The sequence below is a fragment of the Marinobacter daqiaonensis genome, from assembly GCF_900115285.1.
Taxonomy (GTDB): domain Bacteria; phylum Pseudomonadota; class Gammaproteobacteria; order Pseudomonadales; family Oleiphilaceae; genus Marinobacter; species Marinobacter daqiaonensis.
The window spans coordinates 2,049,526-2,067,119 of sequence record NZ_FOYW01000001.1; the positions used below are offsets into that span (position 1 = coordinate 2,049,526).

The following is a 17,594-nucleotide window of genomic DNA, read 5'->3' on the forward strand; positions in this document are numbered from 1 at the left end:
GATAAAAGGGCCGGCTTCAAGCCGGCCCTTTGCATTTCCGGCACCCTCTCGTGCCCGCGGAAACCGAGCTCCTTCGCGGCCTTAAAAAAACTGACCCGACAGAAGTGATTGATGTGTTCCGCAGATCGAGAGAAGATACCGCAACCAGTTTTACAGGATGGGATTCCATCGACCTCCAACACTCAACAATCATAAAAAGGGCCACGCCATGAAACTCAAAGATTCCGTCGCCATTATCACCGGCTCCTCCTCAGGCATTGGTGCCGCCATCGCCCGCCTGTTCGCCGAGCATGGCTGCCATGTCGTGATCAACTACAGCAATAATGAGGGGGGCGCCCTCGCCGTGGCCGCCGACTGCGAGAAGCAGGGCGTCGAGACGCTGGTTTTCCGTGCCAATGTGGCAGAGGATGCTGACTGCCGGGCCATGGTGGACGCCGCCCTGGCCAAATTTGGTCGGGTCGACATTCTGGTCAATAACGCTGGCACCACAAAATTCTGCGACCATGCCAACCTCGACGGGCTGGACAAACAGGACTTCCTGGACCTTTACGCCGTCAACACAGTAGGCGCCTTCCAGATGACCCGCGCCGCCGAAAAGGCCCTGCGCGCCAATGACTCCGGACATGTCATCAACATGGCATCCATCGCAGGCCTGGCGGGGATTGGCAGTTCCATTGCCTACGCGGCTTCCAAGGGCGCACTGGTCACCATGACCCGCTCACTGGCTCGGGTCCTCGGACCGGAAGTGCGGGTCAATGCGGTTTGCCCGGGATTTGTCCAGGGCGAGTGGCTGAAGAAAGGGCTGGGCGAGGAAAAGTACGACGCCCTTCTGGAGAAGACCAAGCGGGCCGCCCCGCTACACGATACCGCGTCGCCTGAAACCGTTGCAGATGTCTGCCTGGGCCTGATCATCGGTGGCGATCTGACCACCGGCGAGACCATCCTGATCGATGGTGGCGCGCACTTGGGCGCCGCCCCCGTACGCCGCTGAATCAACGGGCCGAACAGAGGAGTTTTTTCGATATGAGTAGCAAACCCGATATCCTGATCGTCGGTGCCGGCGCCATAGGCAGCTTTTACGGTGCCATCCTGAAGAAGGCTGGCTGCAGTGTCAGTACCGTGCTGCGGTCGGAGTACGAGGCAGTCAAGGCCAACGGCATCAGGATCAACAGCCCCCTCGGCGACCTTTCCTACCGCCCGGACCACGTCTACAAGGATGGCGACAAACCGGAAACCACCCCGGATTATCTGATCCTTTGCGTCAAGGTTCTGCCGGGAGTCGACCGCGCCGCCCTGGTCAGGCCCTGGATGGGCGAGAACACCCGCCTGGTGCTGATCGAAAACGGGCTGGACATCGAGCGGGAACTGGCTGACGCCTACCCCGACAACCCCATCATCAGCTGCCTGGCATTTATCGCCGCCAGCCGCACGGAACCGGGCGTGGTGGAACACAAGGCCTACGGCAAGCTGGTCATGGGGCGCTACCCGAAAGGCATCGACGACGATTGTCGTGAACTGTCCCAGCTGTTCATGGACGGTGGCATCAACATTGACCTGACCGAAGAGGTGGTGGGCGAGCGCTGGCGCAAGTGCCTGTGGAACACACCCTTCAACCCACTGTCGGTGATTGCCAACGGTGCCGATACCAAGACCATCCTGGAAACCGAGGGTGGCGAGGAACTCATCCGGGCCATGATCCGCGAGGTCATGGACGTGGCCGCTGCGGAGGGCTATCCCATGGATGAGAAGCTGATCGACCAGAACATCGAGGGTACCCGCAAGATGCCACCCTACAAGAACAGCATGGCACTGGATTACCTGAATGGCCGGCCCATCGAGCGGGAGGCTGTGCTTGGCAACGTGGTGGCCATTGCCCAGCGCCATGGTCTTCCGGTGCCTCACCTGAACACGGTTCTGGTGACCCTGAAAATGCGGGCCAACCTGGAAGACCGGAACTGACTGTCAGTTTCTTTTACACATCCTGACTGACCAGAGAGGAGAGCGCGATGCTCTCCTTTTCTTTTGCTGTGTCGTCTAACCGGATTTCTCATTGAACATGGAAATCCGGCCACCATCCACCACCAGGTCGTGGCTGTTGATAAAAGAACCCTCATCGCTGGCCAGGAACACCGCCGCATTGGCAATATCCAGCGCCAGCCCTGCCCTTGGCAGGGGCGTGGCCCTGGCCAGATTTTTCTCCAGTTTTTCCATCTTGGCCTGGTTCTCCTCGTCGCTGAGGTGATTTGCCCGGGCGGATCCGCCCCAGAAGATGGGCGTCGCCACCGCTCCCGGAGAAATGGCGTTTACCCGGATTCCATCCGCCCCCAGCTCCACACCCGCGAGCCGGGTCAGATGGCTGACCGCTGCCTTGGCCCCGGAATAGAGATAGCCGCCCTGGCCCAGCCGGTGGGCGGCGATGCTGGAGTTATTGATGATGCAGCCGCTGCCCTGCTCCCGCATGATCCGGGCAGCATGCTTGATACCGAACACCACGCTGCCCGTAAGCAGCCGCATGACCTGGGCGAATTCTTCCTCGGTCACCGAGTCAAGGGTGGTGCGGTCGCCGGCGCCGGCATTGTTGAACAGGCAGTCCAGCCGACCGAACTTCGCCTTTGCGGTGTCGACCAGCGCGGCAATGTCCGCCTCCTGCATCACATCCGCCTTCTGGAACATGGCGTTACCGCCCAGTTCCTTTGCCAGCTTCTCACCCTTCTCCACGGTACGACCCGCAAGGATAACCGTGGCGCCCTCCTCCGCGAACCGTCGTGCGGTGGCTTCGCCGATACCACTGGTGGCGCCGGTGATGATGGCAACTTTGCCTTCGAGTCTTTGTGTCATGGTTGTTCTCCCGGTTGTTATTGGTGAACAACAGGATAATCTTCTCGACCCCAGGAAGTAACCCGCAGCAGACAGGTGTCAGTTTTTTTAACGAACTCTCCAACCATGAACTTGATTACCTGGCCTCTGAGATCCGCAGTCGCCGTCGGCATATTTTACACCTCACTCCTTAGCCGCCCAGAAACAGAATCATAACATTATGATATTAAGTATTTTTTTATGCGTGAGAAATTCTGGCCCTGCAATTGCTTGCTATAAACTGCAGAATCGCTGACGCGTTACCCGATGGCCCACGCGGATCAGAATCGGATTCGAGCGGCTACCCGATGTAGTCCAGAAATTATCTTGGCAGGGCAGCACCAACCCTCACAGGAGTGCATCAATATGACTAAAAGATATTTCGCGCCAACTCTTGCTGTGTTCAGCCTTGCGGCCGGACTGGCATTCTCAGGCACAGCCAGTGCGGCGGCCACCTACTGTTCCGACGCGGGTGGACACAGCGTTCTCGATACCAGCGATATGACCTGGGCCGGCGCTAACGCTAACGACTGTTATGGCGTCAGCTCTGGTAACCCGGACACAAGCGCCGGTGCCACGCTCACCAACAACTGGGGAACATTCGATTTTCTCACCAAGGACGCTCCCGGAGAGATCGCCGGTGTCAGGTTCACGCTTTTTGACGTCAACATCGGCGCTACATCTGGCGAATGGAGCCTGATGTGGGAAGAGGTTGGTACGCCGGGCCTTCCCCTAACAATCGATTTTGTCGGTAATCTCAAAGCGGGCGACGGTTACGCTTCCTATCTGTTTGAAGGCATCACCTTCGGCAGCCCGGGAAGTTCCGGTACCGGAACCTTCGATATAAGCTTTACCAACCAGGGTGGCCAGACACCGGATCTCTCGAACCTGTCGCTGTTTGCCCGAGTGGCTGAGGTTCCGGTGCCAGAGCCCGGGTCACTGGCCCTTCTCGGTCTGGGCCTGGTCGGTCTGCACTTTGCCCGTCGAAAGAAGGCTTGAGCAAAGAACCCGTTAGCGCTCTTCGCTTGTGTCCTGAAGGAATCCCCGCCCCTGCGGGGATTCTTGCTTTTATCAGTCTCTGCTTTCACCATGAAGCCGTCTTGACGTCCTGACGACCTGCCTCCATGGGGAAGTGATGATTCCAGATGAGCATACCCACAGAAGCCGCCTGAAAACCTTTCTTCTTCTGACCACCGGTGCGGTGATAATGGCTGCAGGGGTACTGATGCTGTACCTCTGGTTCGCCATGCTCAGCCCCTATGGCTACGAGCCGCCCGAGACGCTGCTTCCCATCGACACCGCCCGCGACCATGAACTGTTTGTGTTCGGCACCCTGCGCAGCCCCGTTGTGCGATGGATCGTGATGGGACGAGGCGGGGAGGAGCAGGTGGCGATTCTGGAAGGCTATGAGAAGGAAGGCCTGGATATCACACCCCGTGCCGGCAGTGAGGTGGAGGGTGACCTGATCACAGTGACGGCAGAAGAACTGGCGAGGCTGGATCGCTACGAGCGTCTGGGTATTCGTTATGAGAGGGTGAAAATGGCGCTGGCGGATGGCACCAGCGCCTGGGTGTACCGACGACTTACTCGATAACGGAGTTGTTCAGGTACGCACGGTCGGAGATGTTGGTCCAGGGACGGATCTGCTGCAGATAGTCACGCTGGGACTCGATGATCTCCCGGCTCAGAGGATCCTTTTCTGCCATCTGGCCAAGCAGCTTCTCGGTGGAAGAGCGCAGCGCCTCGATGACCTCATCAGGGAAGGTGCGGAACTTCACGTTGGGGTAGTCTTCCTTGATGGTGCTCCAGGCTTCGCCGCTCATGTGCATGGTCTGGATGTACATGTCATAGGCAGCGGTTCGCATGGCGACGCGCAGGACTTCCTGGAGGTCTTCCGGCAGCTTGTTCCAGGTATCCTTGTTCACCAGCCACTGCAGCTCAGCAGACGGCTCCTGCCAGCCGGCGTAGTAGTAATCGGCGATCTGGTGGAAGCCCATGGGCAGATCCAGTGCGGGGCCGACCCACTCCAGCGCGTCAATGGTTCCGCGCTCCAGCGCGGTGAACAGTTCGCCCGGCGGAATGTTGGTAACCGCAACGCCAATGTCCGACATGACCTCACCGGCAAAGCCGGGCGTCCGCATCTTCAGACCCTTCAGGTCTTCCAGGGATTCGATTTCGTCGCGGAACCAGCCGCCCATCTGGACACCGGTGTTGCCGCCGGGGAACGACAGCATGTTGTGCTCACCGTAGACCTTCTGGGCCAGCTCAAAGCCTTCGTCATAGTAGAACCAGGCGTACTGCTCCGGCGCCGTCATGCCGAAGGGTACGGTGGTGAAGAACATGCTGTTGGGGATCTTGCCTTTGTAGTAGTAAGAAGCGGTATGGCCCAGATCGTACTGGCCCGCCTTCACCATATCGAAGATACCGAAAGGCGCCTTGTGCTTGTTGGAAGAGTCGATACGAATCTTCAGGCGACCTTCCGACATTTTCTCAACCATGGACTTCAGGCTGCGGTTGGTGTCACCAAGGATCGGATAGTTCGGTCCCCAGGTTTCGGCAAGTGTGAGGGTATAGGTTTCTTCGGCAACGGCCTGGGCACTGGCAAAGGAGAAGGAGAGCAGTGCGGCCGCGGCCATCAGCTTGGAGCGTAACGTCATGATTTTACTTCCAGCAATGGTTTTATTGTAGGTTGTTTGCCTGGTGTACGAGTGACATCCGTCAAACGTCACCGGCTACGACAAGACATGATAGCGTTCCCTGAGGCTCTGTGCACCCATCGTATCGCATCGCCGGCTCACCACCGCGAGACCAGAGCGGCCACAAAGATTACGGTCAATTCAGAAGCCACCATACCAGGGTCACGGCAACGGCCCCCAGGACCAGTGCAAGTGTGATATTGCCAAGCCATGCGGAACCCGAGGCACCCTGGTTGTCCCCACCCCGCATACTGGCAATCGTCGCGCGGGTATGCTCCCCCGCGTAAGTTACGTCCGCTTCCAGCGTTCCCGGGGCCCAGGCACACTCCTTCCCTTTGTTGTGTCTCATAAAGTTCGTCCCTCTGAAGAACGCCCTCATGATACCCGTCCCGCCCGGCCCGGGATACCGCAGGGCCCAGAAACAGCGCACACTCCCAGTGATCCGACATTCAGCCTGGGCGTACTTTTCACCAATCAGTCTCATCGACTCCTACCGGGGGAATATGAATGGACATTCTGTTTCACGATGGGGCATGTTCCCTGTGCTCCAAAGAAATCCGGATTCTCCAGAAATACGAACAGGGCGGTCTGAGCTTTGCCGATATCCACCGCCAGCCCGATAGCGGAGCATTCGCGCCCGGCAAAGAGGCCATGCTGCGACGGCTCCATCTGGTGGCAGCGGACGGAACCTGGCACGTGGGGATTGACGCCACCGTCAGGGCCTGGTCCCACACCCCGTTCGGATGGCTGTTCCGCCCCCTGACCTGGCCACTGATCAGGCCCCTGGCCAGCCGACTCTACGCCCGCTGGGCCGACCGCCGGTACCGGCGAAAATACAGCTGTAGCCAATGCAGCCCACCAGAGTCGGCGGTCGAGGGAGGCTTGTAATCACAGCCTTCGACCCAAGCTAGTAACACACATCACTCAAGCAGGGAGACGTCGACATGAAGATTCTGATGGTTCTCACGTCCCATGGTCAGATGGGCGACACCGGCCACAAGACCGGTTTCTGGCTGGAAGAATTCACGGCACCCTATTACGTCTTCCGGGACGCGGGGGCCGAAATCACCCTGGCGTCCCCGAATGGCGGACAGCCCCCGGTGGACCCGAACAGCGAAGCGGAAGAGGCACTGACCGAGACCACCCGCCGCTTCAGCGAGGACGACCGGGCCCGGGAAGCCCTCGCCAGCACCAGGAAACTGAGTGACATCAACATCCACGACTTCGACGCCGTCTTCTATCCGGGTGGCCATGGCCCCCTGTGGGACCTGGCGGAAGATAAGCACTCCATCCAGTTGCTGGAGGAGGCCAACAGGGCCGACATGGTGATTGGCGCCGTCTGTCATGCCCCGGCGGTTTTCCGCCATCCCGAGTCCCCCAACGGTGATCATTTCGTCCGCGGCCGCAGTGTGACCGGCTTCAGCAATTCAGAAGAGGAAGCCGTAGGTCTGACGAATGTTGTCCCTTTCCTGGTGGAGGACATGCTTCGGGAAAAAGGCGGCAACTACAGCAAGGGCGACGACTGGGCCCCTTACATTGTGGTGGACGCAAACCTGATCACCGGCCAGAACCCGGCCTCTTCCGAGGGCGCGGCCAAGGCCGTGTTGCAGGCCCTCGCGGATCAGGGCAAGGGCTGACCTCAGACAGACGGGGGCTGGACATCCCGCGGCGCGCCCCCGTCGCACTTCACGCATTCCAGCTGGAAACCCAGCATGCCATTGCGGCCCTCGGGATTGACCACCCAGGGCCGGTTGATCCAGGGTGGGTCGTGGCGCACGTGCTGATTGTGCCCGCAGGCGAGCTGGGCGACCCAGTGCCCCTCGTCATCCCGGTGATAGCCAACAATAGGCTGCTTCATCTGATTTGCCTCTTTATCCCCTTGAAAAACTGTAGCCCGTAAGATGAGCCTTCAGTGGGATTGGATTGCCAGCGCCCCAGCTACTCAGGATACCCAACCCGTGTCCCCATCAGGGCAGGCAGCAGGCCTTGAACTTGCGGCCGCTGCCGCAGGGGCACCGGTCGTTGCGACCGGGGTTCAACCGGCCCTCCTTCGGCGTTCCGCTGACGTAGTACCACCTCCCCTGCTCCCTGAGAAAATCCGAGACCTCCTCAAGGTAACCGAAGCCATCAGGCAATCGATGGATCGCCCGAAAATGCACCGTGCCATGGTCGCCCCTGGCGTCGGATGCCAGCACCTGCAGCCCTGTCCAGTCTGGTGAGTCCGAAAGGTTCAGCCGGCTGGGGCGGGTGTCCGGGTGCCAGGTGGCCAGCAGATATTCCTCAAGGCCTTGCATGAAAGCGGTGTAGCGGGAACGCATCAGCGCTTCCGGTGTTTCCGCCCGCTGGCCCGAATGTAAGGGAGCGCAGCATTCCCCATAGGTAAGCGTGCTGCCACAGGGACACAGGTTCATAAGGTGAGTCCTCGAAATATCGCCTATAAGGCATCAATCTAACACAGAGGCTCCGGTAGCTACCTATCGGCCTCACGTGCTATAACAGACGGTCACTCCGAAACCCTGACGAGGACGCCGCCGTGCTGGCCGATCTGACCCTCTACCACATTCTGCTCGCCAACCTGGTGGTGCTGGCGGGCGCCTGCCTGCAGGGTGTCGCCGGCTACGGCATCGGTGTGCTGGCCGCTCCGTTGCTGTTCCTGATTTCGCCGGCCTTTGTGCCCGCGCCCCTGATTCTCAACGCGACCGTGCTCACCGTGCTGATGCTGGTTCGCAACAGAACCAGCCTGCAACTACGGCAGGTACGCTTTGCCATCGGAGGGGGGCTGGTGGGAGCCGCCCTTGCCGGGCTTACCCTGCTGCTGCTTTCCCCCAGGGGGTTCCAGCTGATCTTCGGGATGCTGATTCTGGCGGCGGTGGCACTGAGCGTGGCCGGCATCAAACCGCGGCTGAACCTCCGCAACAGCGTTATCGCCGGGGCCGCCTCCACCTACATGGGCACCATCACCGCCGTTGGTGGTCCACCCATCGCGATGATTTACCAGAACGAGAAAGGGCCTCTGGTGCGGGCCAACATGTCGGCGTTCTTCCTGAGCGCCAGCGTGCTGTCGCTGGTTACCCTGATTGCCTCCGGTTACCTTGGCGCAGCAGAACTTCGGCTATTCGCGGCCACCGTGCCGGGAGTGTTCCTGGGCTTCTGGCTCTCCGCGGGGCTGGTCAGGCGGCTGCCTTTCGAGGCCCTGCGCCCCATCATCCTGGGCATTGCTGGCGTGGCGGGACTGATGGCGCTGGTAAGGGGGTTGATCAGCCTGAACGGCGGCTGACCGATGCCCTCAGCTCCTCGATCCGGGCGTCCTTGTCGCGCCATAGCTCGCTGACCCAGGCCTGGAAGGTTTTCCGGAACTCGGGATCATTGGCGTAGTCCCCCAGGAACAGCTCCGGCGGCACCGTGCGGCCGCGGATATCCACGATCACCCGGGATACCTGTCCGCTGAGCAGATGCCAGAAGCCGGGGACCCGCCCTTCCGGGTAGACAATGGTGACATCCAGCAGATACCGCATCTGTTCCCCCAGGGCCGCCATCACGAAGGCCACTCCTCCGGACTTGGGCCTGAGAAGATGGTGATAGGGGGAGTCCTGCTGGCGATGCTTGCCCGTGGTGTATCGGGTGCCCTCCAGAAAATTCACCACGGTCACCGGCAGGTCATGGAACTTCTCGCAGGCCCGCTGGGTGATTTCCAGATCCTTGCCGCGATCCTCCGGGTGTTTTTCCAGGTGCTCCCTGCTGTAGCGCTTCATGAAGGGGTAGTCCAGCGCCCAGAAAGCCAGGCCGATCAGGGGCACCCAGATCAGCTCTTTTTTCAGGAAAAACTTGAAGAAGGGGGTACGGCGGTTGAACGCCTCCACCAGGGCCGGAATATCCACCCAGGACTGATGGTTACTGATCACCAGGTAGGGCTGGTCACGACCGAGGGGAACGTCACAGCGCACGTCCCAGACTGTAGGCGTCATCAGGCGGAAAATGGTCTTCAGCCCCTCCGCCCAGGTTTCGGCAATCCACATGACACCCACCGAACAGACCCTTTGCAGGGGCCTGAAGGGTATCAGTGCCTTTATCAGGCCCATGATCATCATGGGGCCGATACCGATCAGGGTGATCAGCAGGATCAGCAGGCAGACGGCGGCTGCCCGCAGTGCGTGAAGAATGGACACGGTTCTGATGGGTTTCTGGCCTCTTCAATCTCCGACTGACAGGGTCGGTACAGCAGTTGATCGCCAATATACGCAGGCCGGAGCCCAGGACCTGGAATCGGAGGCAGCGTCACCAACCCGCCGGGGTCCGGGCATCGTGCTTAAATGTCCTGGCTGTTGGATATCTGGCGCGCCAGACGCATGGCCTCGTTTTCTTCCATTTTCCGCAGGGAATCCACCAGTTCCTTTGCTTCCGGAATCTCCGCCTTGCTTCCCAGGCTGTCGTAAAGTTCCACCACCTGGTCGTGGAAGGCAAAGACTTCCCGGCAGATGTCGTCAAAACTCAGGGACGCAAAGTGGGTATCCGATGAACCGGCAACCTTGACCGGTTTGTGCTCCATGTAATCATAAAGGCGGGTTTTCAGGGCTTTCGCATCGGCCTGGCGTTCGAACTCCTCGGTGATGCGGACCAGCTCATGCTCGTGCTCGGAAAGATACTGCAGCAGAGCCGAGGCCTGCTCGTTGGTGCTGTGCTCAGCGCTCCGCTTCATGCTCTGGGCAAGTTCGGTGTGAGTGTCCCGCACCCAGTCGATCAGGTCTTCAAAGGTCTTGATTTCCATAAAGTATCCTTTTATTGAGATCTGCAGTCATTTGAAATGTCTAGGATATCATTACCCATGATCCTAGCGCAGGACAGGCGTGGCATCCATCAAACCGGGCTATTAAACCGGTGCTGATCTATGGGGCACCATAGCCTGTCAGCTCCATATAGCCTTCGCCCGAGGCATCCCCGGAAACCGTCACGGGGCTTTCCCAATAGGGATAGGCGCCACGGTTCCAGTAACTCCCCTCGGGCGCTGTCACGGTGAAAGTGAGAGCCTCAGGGAGCACGTCGATGCGCCAGCGATCCGGGATCCGCCCACCCCCGGTGTCGCGAAGCCCCAGAGGAGAGAGGACCAGATCCTTCGGCCCGAGGGCCGAGGTGACGCCTGCCGGGTCGATCCAGGTGCCCGACAGATAGGCGTTGTCACCCCGGCCGACCCGGAAAGCCATCAGCCGGGCGCCCGTATCAAGACGCAGGGCGAACCAGTCCCAGCCCTCCTGGTCCGAGCGCAGGAATTGGCTGCTCCACTCTCGGTCAAGCCATCCGGTACCGCTCACCGAGTGAGGCTCGCCCCCGATGGTTACCGTGCCCTCCATGGCAATATCCGGATCACTGAAGTACATCGAACCCTGGCCACCCTCCGTTTTGGCACTGAAGCCATTGTCCCCGTGGCGAACCACCCGGTCACTGGGGAGGAGGGTGAGGTTATAGGCCCATCCCTCACCGGCTGCTTCCAGTTGCCACTGATCCCGACCCGCCTCCATCAGTTGCCAGTGATCCAGCCAGACCCTGAGCGGTTCGGCCCGGGCCCCGGCATGGCCAACATCGCCGCGGGCAAAGCGCTCAGAGAACCAGTGCCGGCCATTGAACGACACCGCGCCATGGGCCATCCAGGCCGATTCCAGGGGCCAGAGCTGCTCAGCCGGTGGTTCGTCATCCGGCTCCCGGGGTTCCAGTCCCTGCCGGAACTGGGTCCACTGAATACCCATGGGCACACCGTCGGCGGTGGTCAGATTGGCGGTCAGGTACCACCATTCTATCCGGTGGGCCGGGTGAGGCCCCCAGTCCTCCGGAAGCCGGATCGTATCGCCGGGCCGGGGCTGTCGGAAGCCGTCCTCCGCCTCGCTGCTGGCAGCCAGTCCGGCAAAACCACCGGGCGCGGGGGTGTCCGAGCAGGCAGCCAGCAGAAAAGACAGAAGGAAGGCAGGCAGGCATGTTCCCAGTGGCAACAGACACCGTGTCATCGCTCACCTCCCTCAGTGAGAACGGGCATGGTGACAGGGGCGCCCCGCCGTACCCGTGCGGCCAGACTGCCGAGCACCAGTCCGATGATCACCATGACAACCAGCAACTGCAGCCAGTAGCCGGGATAGATTGCCATGGGCAGAGACCAGCCGAACGCCACCGGATTGATGCGGGCAACCAGTACCCAGGTCAGCAGCAGCGCCAGTGGCAGTGCCGCCAGCCAGACCCGGAACATCAGGCCCATGCCGAGCCGGACCAGCAGGCCCAGACGCTCTCGGCGGCGCAGCCCCCAGACCGCCAGCAGATGGACATACCATCGCCGCGATGCCAGCGCCACCCACCCGGTCATCAGCAGAGCGGCTCCAGCCAGCACCAGGGTCAGCAGACTGATGGCCCTGGTCAGCAGAAAGGTCTGGTCAAAGATCCGGTTCGCCAGCTCCCGGATGGTCCCGGTGTCACGAATCTCAATATCGGCAACGCTCCACACCCTTTCCAGGTCCCGCTCCAGGGACTGCCGGTCGGAAGTCGTGGCATCAGATTCCAGGGCGATGGTGACCGACTGGAAGCCCGGCACAAAACTCGCGGGTAGCTCATCATGGTCCAGCAGAACCTCACCCGCGGGGCGGCCGTAGTCGCTGTACACCCCGGCCACCCGTGGGCTGAGGCGATGTTCGGGAAATTGCAGGGTCAGGGTATCGCCTGGTTCCAGCTGGTGGCGCCTGGCCAGCTGCTCATTGATCAGCACCCCGCCCCCGGCGACCGCCTGCCAGGGGTCTGGCACTGACTGAAGCAGTTCCCATTCGCGGATCAGGCCCGAGCCGGTGTCCGTCGCCATCAGATCCAGGGCAATGGTGTTGCCGTCAGGCAGGGGCAACCGGACCTGACCCCGGATGACTGGATGCCATTCGACGATCGAAGGTTGGAACGACAGAATCCCGGCCACATCCTCTGGCCGTTTGCCGGCGGGCACCTCGACAAACAGGTCTCCCGCCAGCCGCTGCCCCAGCCATTGCTGGAAGGTATCTTCGAAAGTCGTCACCAGGGCCTGTACCGCGATCACGGTGGCCACCGCCAGTTGCAGCGCCACCAGGGGAAGACTGAGGCGGCGGATCAGAACGCCGGTTTCCCGCCGGCGCCACAACCCCAGTGGCGCAGTTCCCGAAGAGGTCTTCGGCCACTGGTTCATCAGGTAGGGGGTGGCAAGTCCGGTTGCCGCCATGATCATACCGGTGCCGGCAAACACGGCGACGAGACGTTCGCCAGAAAAAACCAGGACTCCTCCCACCCCCATCATCAGCACGACAGTGGTTACATGAAGCCAGCGGTTGCCTGTTACCCATTTTCCGCGAGGCCGCAGCAACTCCAGTCCACACCAGAACGTCACAAGCAGCATCAGAATCGCGGTCACGCCAAACTGAAGAAACGTGTCGCCGCCCCTCAGCAACGGCGTGCCGAAAAGGGACCCCATTGCCTCTCCGAATCCGCCGGCAAGCCCGTCCGCCAGCAGCTGGCCAAGAAGATAACCGGGCACTATGCCCGACAGCCCCAGTATCAGAAGCTCCAGCAGCAACAGCCGCTGCAGCCGACCGCGGGTGACACCGTAGCGCTCCAGCAGAGCCAGACCCTCCCGGCGCTGGGCAAGTCCAAGGGTGTAGACACTTCGGATCAGCAGCGCCGACACCAGCACCACCAGCACACCCAGGGCGTCCAGATTCAGCAGGAAACTGTCCGCCAGCTCCCCTGTGCTCAAGGCTGCCGGGTCCGGCTGGCGCTGCCACTGCGGCGGCAGGGAAAGGTCTTCCGGCGCGTCCAGCAGCAGCCGCAAGCGATGACGATGGCCCGCCTCGGCCAGCTTCGCCGCTCGATGGATGTCGACGAAAGGCTCACCATCGAGGGAAGTGCCGGCACCGGTCTCCTGATTACCGGCACAGGCCATGGCCAGGGGGTCGATACCCACAAGGCGGCCACGGCCTTCACCGGCGTCCACTTCCAGCCAAGGCATCACACAAAGGCCCTGGCGACGCAGCGTAACGAAATCCTCTACCGTGACAGGCGCCCCGTCACTGCGCACCACCTGCTGTCGACCGGAAAGCTGGGCCTCCCCGGTCCGCATGCTGTCCCGGGCCTGCTGGGTCAGGGACCAGACGCCGGACCAGAGCGCCGTGGCCAGCATCAATATGACCCATAACGACAGCAGATGAAGCGGGTGACGCCGGTAGTGACTGAGAATGGCCCGCAGCACCATGGCTCAGGCGCCCCCCGCCAGATCCAGACCGTCGTCGCAGCGATCAGCCAGGGGCAGGTCGTGGGTGGCCAGAACGAGTGTGGCATTCACCTCCCGCTGCCAGCGAAAAAGTGCATCCGCCACAGTGTGGGCGGTCTGTCGGTCAAGACTGCCGGTGGGTTCGTCCGCCAGCACAAGCTCCGGCTCCATGGCGAACACCATGGCGAGGGCGGCCCGCTGGCGCTGGCCACCGGAGACCTGATCCGGGTATCGCTGCTCCAGCCCTGCCAGCCCCAGTCGCTCCAGCCAATCGCCGGTGCCTTCGGTCGACCTTCCCGCCAGCCCGGCCCGTAGCCGGACATTCTCAGCCAGGGTCATGGTGGGCATCAGGTTGCTGTCCTGGAATACCACCCCGATATGGCGGCGGCGCAGGTCCGCCCAGGCATCCCGCGGCAGGCCATCGACCTCCCGCTCGAGCAGTCGCACATTGCCCTCGTCGAAGCTCTCCAGGCCGCACAGTATGTTCAGCAATGTGCTCTTGCCGGAGCCCGACGGGCCGGTGAGCGCCAGGGAGCGGCCTGCGGCGATGCTGAACGAAAGGCCATCGAAGACCCTGACGGTATCACCGGACGACTCAAACCGTTTGACCAGGCCCGTAACACTCAACATGGGCGCGCACCGGAGCTGATGTGCTGAGCAGCCCGCAGGCACAGGGGCAGTGCATGCCTCGTTTTTCTGCACAAACTCTGTGCATAACCGCTTCGATTCCGAGTTGAAACAAACAGTCTCGCACCATTTAAAATCACGCAACCTCCCGCCAGTTCTCGATTTGCACCATGCCGGACCATTTTTTGCTGGAGTGACGGCTCAGTCACCGGAAAAGGCGCACCACCGTGCGCCATCCGAAACAATCATCGACCCGGGAGCGCTCCAGTCCGTGGATATTTCATCAGCTGTACATACCCTGACCGACAGTGCGAATACCCTTTTCCTCCTGATCGGCGCCGTCATGGTACTCGCCATGCACGCCGGCTTTGCCTTTTTGGAAGTTGGTACTGTCCGCCACAAGAATCAGGTCAACGCTCTGGTAAAAATCATTACCGATTTCGGCATTTCCGCCATCGCCTACTTTTTCATAGGCTACTACATCGCCTATGGCAGCCACTTTTTCGGCAGCGCTGAAACCCTGACCCAGAATCAGGGCTACGAGCTGGTGAAGTTCTTTTTCCTGCTCACCTTTGCCGCCGCCATACCGGCCATCGTATCAGGGGGGATCGCCGAGCGGGCCCGGTTCTATCCGATGCTGATTGCTTCCGGCCTCGTCGTGGCCGTGCTGTACCCCTTCTTCGAGGGTCTTGTCTGGAACGGCAATTTCGGTTTCCAGGCCTGGCTCGAGAATAGCTTTGGCGCCCCTTTCCATGACTTCGCCGGATCCGTCGTGGTTCACGGTGTCGGCGGATGGATCGCCCTCGGCGCAGTATTGTTGCTGGGCGCCCGCAACGGCCGCTACCGCAATGGCCGGGTCGTCGCGTTTGCGCCCTCCAATATCCCGTTCCTGGCCCTCGGTGCCTGGATTCTCACCGTAGGCTGGTTCGGCTTCAACGTGATGTCGGCCCAGACCCTGACCGGCATCAGCGGCCTGGTGGCGGTCAACAGCCTTATGGCCATGGTTGGCGGCACCATCGTGGCGATGCTGGTTGGCCGCAAGGACCCGGGCTTCATCCACAACGGACCCTTGGCCGGGCTGGTGGCGGTGTGCGCCGGCTCGGACCTGATGCACCCCATCGGGGCACTGGTTACCGGCGGCATCGCCGGGGCCATCTTTGTCTACCTGTTCGAGTGGGCCCAGAATCGCATCGAGCGACTGGACGACGTGCTCGGCGTCTGGCCGCTGCACGGTGTCTGCGGGCTCTGGGGCGGTGTCGCCGCGGGAATCTTCGGCCAGACCGGTCTCGGTGGGCTCGGTGGTGTCAGCTTCGCATCCCAGTTACTGGGCTCGCTTGCGGGCATGCTGATCGCCTTCATCGGCGGCCTGGTCATCTACGGGCTGGTTCGCCAGGTGTCTGGTCTGAGGCTGACCCAGGAGGAGGAGTTCGAAGGTGCCGATATCAGCATTCACCGAATTGGGGCCACCTCCTTCGAGTAAATGTCGGCGCGGGGAAGCCGTTGCCCGCCATCGGGCGTATCATGACCGGAAACCTCAGTGTATAAGGACTCCACCATGAACGCCCAGGCACTTTTCCAGGCCATGATTGAAGACTGTCAGCCGGGCTCGTTGCTGGCGGCGGGCCACCATGCCCGGGCAGCGGCGGAACGCTGGCACCAGTATCATCCCGATGCAACGGTCGAACTCCTGGAACCCACGTCCGGGGAGCTGACCGGTCATGGCGCCGTTCCCCACGACCTGGCCATCATCAGCGACACGCTGGAGGAACTGGACCCGCGACAGGGCAGCGTGTTGCTGGGCCAGCTGCGAAACCTCGGCAATCGTCAGATCGCCGCCCTGATAAGCAACAGCAGTGACTGGGCCTTCACTGACTTCATCGCCCTCGGCTTCGTGCGCCAGGGCGCCACCGGGCATGAGGAAGGCTTCACTCTCTATACCTACAACATCGACACTTACAACCGGAAACGGGACTGGAACAATCCACGGAACTGGGCCAACCCGGAGATGTGGGGCAAGGCGAGGTGGTAACCGGCGGCTCCGGAGGTCAGGGCAGCGCCACCGCCTCGAACCGTGCCAGTTCACGACCCTGGTCGTCGAGCAGCTTGAGCACCTTGCCCTGGAGGAAAACGCCGGCGGTGCTGGCGAAGGCCTCATAGAGCCGGCTTTCATAGGTGTCTTCGGGGCATGCCATACGGGTGCTGGCCATGGAATCGAACAGCAGGTTCTCGCCCTGGACGGTGTACTCCCCCACAAACCGGTTGCAGCCACTGAAACCGTTCACCTTGCCGTCGTCCCGAAGAATCAAATGAGGTTCGCCGGGCTCCCCCGCCGGCACGGCCACCTCCTCACCACCGAGCGCCGTGAGTTTCCAGTAGGTGTTGGTCAATGGTGCGGTGGGGATGGCACCGCGCTGCGGCGATGGTCCGGATGCACAGGCCACCATCAGAAGGGCGAGACCCCAAACGATGCCTAGCCGGATAACCTTCATTCCTTTCATATCGAACCTCCCTTGCATTGCTGACCTGGCCCGGATAGGGCACGGATTCGGAACCAAATTGCATGATACCAGCCCGGAGCGGATCCGGTATTTGCCAGCCAGAAAAAATACCCCCAAGTGAGACACGCATTCGGTTGCCGCCCCAGATCTGTCATGTGACTGAGCGTCCCAGGGACCTCAAAATGCCACCACACCGGGCCCGATCCGGTGTTAGACTCATACTATCCGAACCCCAGCAACAGGGAGCTTCTATGACCTCAATCACTTCAAAACAGGCGCAAGAGGAACTGGACCGGGAAAGCAGTAATGTTGATCAGGCGGATGTTGAAACGGTGCTGCAACGGCAGAAGAAGATCGAGGAGAAAGTCCGCAGCAGTGGCAGGCTGCGGCGCTTTTCCACCGATATCAAGCTGATGTTTTCACTGTTGCGGGACTACCTGAAGGGTAATTACCGCACGATTCCCTGGAAGTCGATCGCCGCCATCGCCGGTGCGCTGCTGTATGTGCTGAACCCACTGGACCTGATTCCCGATGTGCTTGTGGGTGTCGGATTCATCGACGATGCCGGCGTGGTTGCCCTGTGCCTGGCGTGGGTCGAGGACGACCTGCACCGGTATGCAGCCTGGAAAGAACTGAAAGAGGAGGGGGCTTGATGTGCAT

General features: G+C 61.1%; 21 protein-coding genes. 10 read left to right on the forward strand and 11 right to left on the reverse strand.

What is annotated here, in order from left to right; all coding sequences use genetic code 11:
• The first annotated feature begins 208 nt into the window (after positions 1–208).
• Positions 209–991 (forward strand): SDR family NAD(P)-dependent oxidoreductase, encoded by a 783-nt coding sequence (locus BM346_RS09305; RefSeq protein ID WP_092011276.1) that lies wholly within the window; start codon positions 209–211, stop codon positions 989–991.
• 32 nt (positions 992–1,023) lie between these two features.
• A complete protein-coding gene (locus tag BM346_RS09310; protein WP_092011279.1) occupies positions 1,024–1,959 on the forward strand; it encodes a ketopantoate reductase family protein in 936 nt (311 codons plus the stop codon).
• Between the two features lie 75 nt (positions 1,960–2,034).
• Here BM346_RS09310 and BM346_RS09315 read toward each other — a convergent pair whose 3' ends face one another.
• Positions 2,035–2,838, reverse strand: coding sequence for an SDR family NAD(P)-dependent oxidoreductase (locus BM346_RS09315; RefSeq protein ID WP_092011281.1), 804 nt, complete (start codon positions 2,836–2,838; stop codon positions 2,035–2,037).
• Between the two features lie 384 nt (positions 2,839–3,222).
• Here BM346_RS09315 and BM346_RS18265 point away from each other — a divergent pair, with 384 nt between their 5' ends.
• Together BM346_RS18265 and BM346_RS09325 are read left to right on the forward strand one after the other, a co-directional pair.
• On the forward strand, positions 3,223–3,855 hold the full coding sequence (locus tag BM346_RS18265; RefSeq protein ID WP_167812612.1) for a PEP-CTERM sorting domain-containing protein: 633 nt from the start codon (positions 3,223–3,225) through the stop codon (positions 3,853–3,855).
• A gap of 136 nt (positions 3,856–3,991) precedes the next feature.
• Positions 3,992–4,450: a gamma-glutamylcyclotransferase family protein gene (locus BM346_RS09325; protein WP_206675673.1), complete on the forward strand. Its 459-nt coding sequence runs from the start codon at positions 3,992–3,994 to the stop codon at positions 4,448–4,450.
• Here the strand turns inward: BM346_RS09325 and BM346_RS09330 are convergent.
• Together BM346_RS09330 and BM346_RS17950 are read right to left on the reverse strand one after the other, a co-directional pair.
• Positions 4,440–5,513 (reverse strand): TRAP transporter substrate-binding protein, encoded by a 1,074-nt coding sequence (locus BM346_RS09330; RefSeq protein ID WP_092011287.1) that lies wholly within the window; start codon positions 5,511–5,513, stop codon positions 4,440–4,442. The two genes, BM346_RS09325 and BM346_RS09330, sit on opposite strands and share 11 nt — an antisense overlap.
• 175 nt (positions 5,514–5,688) lie before the next feature.
• On the reverse strand, positions 5,689–5,901 hold the full coding sequence (locus tag BM346_RS17950; protein WP_139229928.1) for a hypothetical protein: 213 nt from the start codon (positions 5,899–5,901) through the stop codon (positions 5,689–5,691).
• A gap of 158 nt (positions 5,902–6,059) precedes the next feature.
• Here BM346_RS17950 and BM346_RS09340 point away from each other — a divergent pair, with 158 nt between their 5' ends.
• Positions 6,060–6,440 carry a thiol-disulfide oxidoreductase DCC family protein gene (locus BM346_RS09340; RefSeq protein ID WP_092011292.1) on the forward strand — a complete coding sequence of 127 codons (381 nt, stop codon included), beginning with the start codon at positions 6,060–6,062 and terminating at the stop codon, positions 6,438–6,440.
• A 56-nt stretch (positions 6,441–6,496) separates the two neighbouring features.
• A complete protein-coding gene (locus BM346_RS09345; protein ID WP_092011295.1) occupies positions 6,497–7,189 on the forward strand; it encodes a type 1 glutamine amidotransferase domain-containing protein in 693 nt (230 codons plus the stop codon).
• Between the two features lie 2 nt (positions 7,190–7,191).
• Here BM346_RS09345 and BM346_RS09350 read toward each other — a convergent pair whose 3' ends face one another.
• Entirely contained in the window at positions 7,192–7,410 is a 219-nt protein-coding gene (locus tag BM346_RS09350; RefSeq protein ID WP_092011298.1) for a DUF3565 domain-containing protein, read from the reverse strand.
• Between the two features lie 109 nt (positions 7,411–7,519).
• A complete protein-coding gene (locus tag BM346_RS09355; RefSeq protein WP_092011300.1) occupies positions 7,520–7,963 on the reverse strand; it encodes a YchJ family protein in 444 nt (147 codons plus the stop codon).
• Between the two features lie 122 nt (positions 7,964–8,085).
• Between BM346_RS09355 and BM346_RS09360 the strand changes: the two genes are divergently transcribed.
• Entirely contained in the window at positions 8,086–8,829 is a 744-nt protein-coding gene (locus BM346_RS09360; RefSeq protein ID WP_227662837.1) for a sulfite exporter TauE/SafE family protein, read from the forward strand.
• On the opposite strand, the gene BM346_RS09365 is transcribed toward BM346_RS09360, so the two are convergent.
• From BM346_RS09365 to BM346_RS09385, 5 genes are all read right to left on the reverse strand, one after another.
• A complete protein-coding gene (locus BM346_RS09365) occupies positions 8,810–9,712 on the reverse strand; it encodes an acyltransferase (RefSeq protein WP_092013542.1) in 903 nt (300 codons plus the stop codon). The two genes, BM346_RS09360 and BM346_RS09365, sit on opposite strands and share 20 nt — an antisense overlap.
• Positions 9,713–9,858: 146 nt before the next feature.
• The gene (locus tag BM346_RS09370) at positions 9,859–10,317 is read right to left on the reverse strand and encodes an ATPase (protein WP_092011303.1); all 459 of its coding nucleotides are present in this window, start codon (positions 10,315–10,317) and stop codon (positions 9,859–9,861) included.
• Between the two features lie 118 nt (positions 10,318–10,435).
• Positions 10,436–11,545: a lipocalin-like domain-containing protein gene (locus BM346_RS09375; RefSeq protein ID WP_092011306.1), complete on the reverse strand. Its 1,110-nt coding sequence runs from the start codon at positions 11,543–11,545 to the stop codon at positions 10,436–10,438.
• The gene (locus BM346_RS09380; protein WP_092011309.1) at positions 11,542–13,791 is read right to left on the reverse strand and encodes an ABC transporter permease; all 2,250 of its coding nucleotides are present in this window, start codon (positions 13,789–13,791) and stop codon (positions 11,542–11,544) included. Before BM346_RS09380 ends, BM346_RS09375 begins: the two co-directional genes overlap by 4 nt.
• Before the next feature lie 3 nt (positions 13,792–13,794).
• Entirely contained in the window at positions 13,795–14,439 is a 645-nt protein-coding gene (locus BM346_RS09385) for an ABC transporter ATP-binding protein (RefSeq protein WP_092011313.1), read from the reverse strand.
• A 268-nt stretch (positions 14,440–14,707) separates the two neighbouring features.
• Here BM346_RS09385 and BM346_RS09390 point away from each other — a divergent pair, with 268 nt between their 5' ends.
• Positions 14,708–15,916 carry an ammonium transporter gene (locus tag BM346_RS09390; RefSeq protein WP_092013545.1) on the forward strand — a complete coding sequence of 403 codons (1,209 nt, stop codon included), beginning with the start codon at positions 14,708–14,710 and terminating at the stop codon, positions 15,914–15,916.
• Positions 15,917–15,991: 75 nt separating this feature from the next.
• Positions 15,992–16,465 (forward strand): DUF6231 family protein, encoded by a 474-nt coding sequence (locus BM346_RS09395; RefSeq protein ID WP_092013548.1) that lies wholly within the window; start codon positions 15,992–15,994, stop codon positions 16,463–16,465.
• A gap of 16 nt (positions 16,466–16,481) precedes the next feature.
• Here the strand turns inward: BM346_RS09395 and BM346_RS09400 are convergent, their stop codons facing one another.
• Positions 16,482–16,934, reverse strand: a complete 453-nt coding sequence (locus BM346_RS09400; protein ID WP_167812611.1) for an META domain-containing protein — start codon at positions 16,932–16,934, stop codon at positions 16,482–16,484.
• Between the two features lie 251 nt (positions 16,935–17,185).
• On the opposite strand from BM346_RS09400, the gene BM346_RS09405 reads away from it, so the two are divergent.
• Positions 17,186–17,587: a YkvA family protein gene (locus BM346_RS09405; protein ID WP_092011318.1), complete on the forward strand. Its 402-nt coding sequence runs from the start codon at positions 17,186–17,188 to the stop codon at positions 17,585–17,587.
• The last annotated feature ends 7 nt before the right edge of the window (positions 17,588–17,594 follow it).